This is a genomic window from Arsenophonus endosymbiont of Bemisia tabaci Q2 (assembly GCF_902713415.1).
Classification (GTDB): Bacteria; Pseudomonadota; Gammaproteobacteria; order Enterobacterales; family Enterobacteriaceae; genus Arsenophonus.
The window spans coordinates 1-1,531 of sequence record NZ_CACTIE010000281.1; the positions used below are offsets into that span (position 1 = coordinate 1).

At 39.3% G+C, this 1,531-nt stretch carries 1 pseudogene; it reads right to left on the reverse strand.

Going from position 1 to position 1,531, the window contains the following annotated elements:
* Positions 1-91: 91 nt before the first annotated feature.
* Positions 92-1,311, reverse strand: a pseudogene (gene deoB, locus ARSQ2_RS11265) (phosphopentomutase).
* Positions 1,312-1,531: the final 220 nt, after the last annotated feature.

A 1,531-nucleotide genomic window follows, 5' to 3' on the forward strand; every position in this document is an offset into this window, starting at 1 on the left:
AACCCTTCTTCTTCCATCGTAAATATCACTTTACGTCTAAAATCAATTGAATAGCTCATATAAATAATGTCATCAAAATTAAGTCGCTTAGCTATAGCGTTTTGCCATATGCCATTGGCGATAAATCAAAGTATTGCGCAACGGTTTGACCAATATCAGAAAAGGTCTGTAGATGACCTAGTTTCCCAGGTTTTACTTTCGGACCATAAATTAAAATAAGAATATTTTCCCGCGTATGATCAGTTCCTGGCCAGGTCGGGTCACAACCATGATCTGCGGTAATAATCAAAACATCCCCATTCTCAATTAATGCCAGCATTTCAGGTAAAAGAGTATCAAATAAAGCTAGTTCGGCCGCATAACCCGCAACATCACGACGATGTCCATATGAAGAATCAAAATCCACAAAATTAGTAAACACAATGGTATTGTCGGCCGCTTTTTTGATCTCCTCAAGGCTTGCCGCAAATAGCGCTTCAATACCGGTTGCTTTCATTTGCTTAGTAATGCCGACATTGGGATAAATATCTGCAATTTTGCCAATTGAAACCACCTGGCCGGCTTTTTCTTCAACCAGTTTTTGCAGGATGGTTGGTGCAGGTGGTTCAACTGAATAATCTCGACGATTACCGGTACGCTGAAAACAGCCAGCTTTATTGCCGATAAAAGGACGAGCGATAACACGTCCAATATTATAAGCACCTTCATCTGGTGTCTTTCTCGCTATTTCACAAAGCTGATAAAGATTTTAACCCCAAAAGTCTCTTCATGACATGCTATCTGAAAGACTGAATCGGCTGAAGTATAGAAAATAGGTTTACCTGTTTTCATATGCCATTCACCTAATTGATCCAAGATCACCGTGCTTGACGAGTCACAATTTCCCAGATAACCGCGCAAATTAGGCGCTTCAACTAACTTATCCAATAATTGTTGCGGAAAACTATTTTTTGCTGTTTAAAATATCCCCATTCAAATGAAACCGGTACCCCGGCAATCTCCCAATCACTTGATGGGGTATCTTTTCCGGAAGATAACTCACTCGCATAACCAATAGGCACCGATAATCTCAGCGTCTTCATCCAGGCCGATTGGAAATGTTCCTGATGACCCCTCAGCGGCTTTTGCTAACACTAAACGGGATAAATTGGGCAAAAAGAGTTTACCTTTACGACCCTTATCAGCCTTCCCTTGCGCACAAGCGGTCGCAATATGGCCTACAGTGTTTGCCCCAGCATCACCAAATCTATCCGCATCCGGCGTAGCGCCAATACCAAAAGAATCAAGCACCATAATGAATACACCTTTCATAACTACCCTTGGTTAGTCCAAATTCAATTAATCCATTATTAAACAAAAAATAACGCATTCCATAATTCGAGCTCATAATAACTATTTACTATCGTCAATAAATACAAAATACTCATCGATGCTATTATAGCTAAGCGTCTTAATTTTGATTACAAAATATATGTTTTTCTCCAATATAATTTTACTGATATAGAGTAATTACTTGTAATCATTTTAAAGT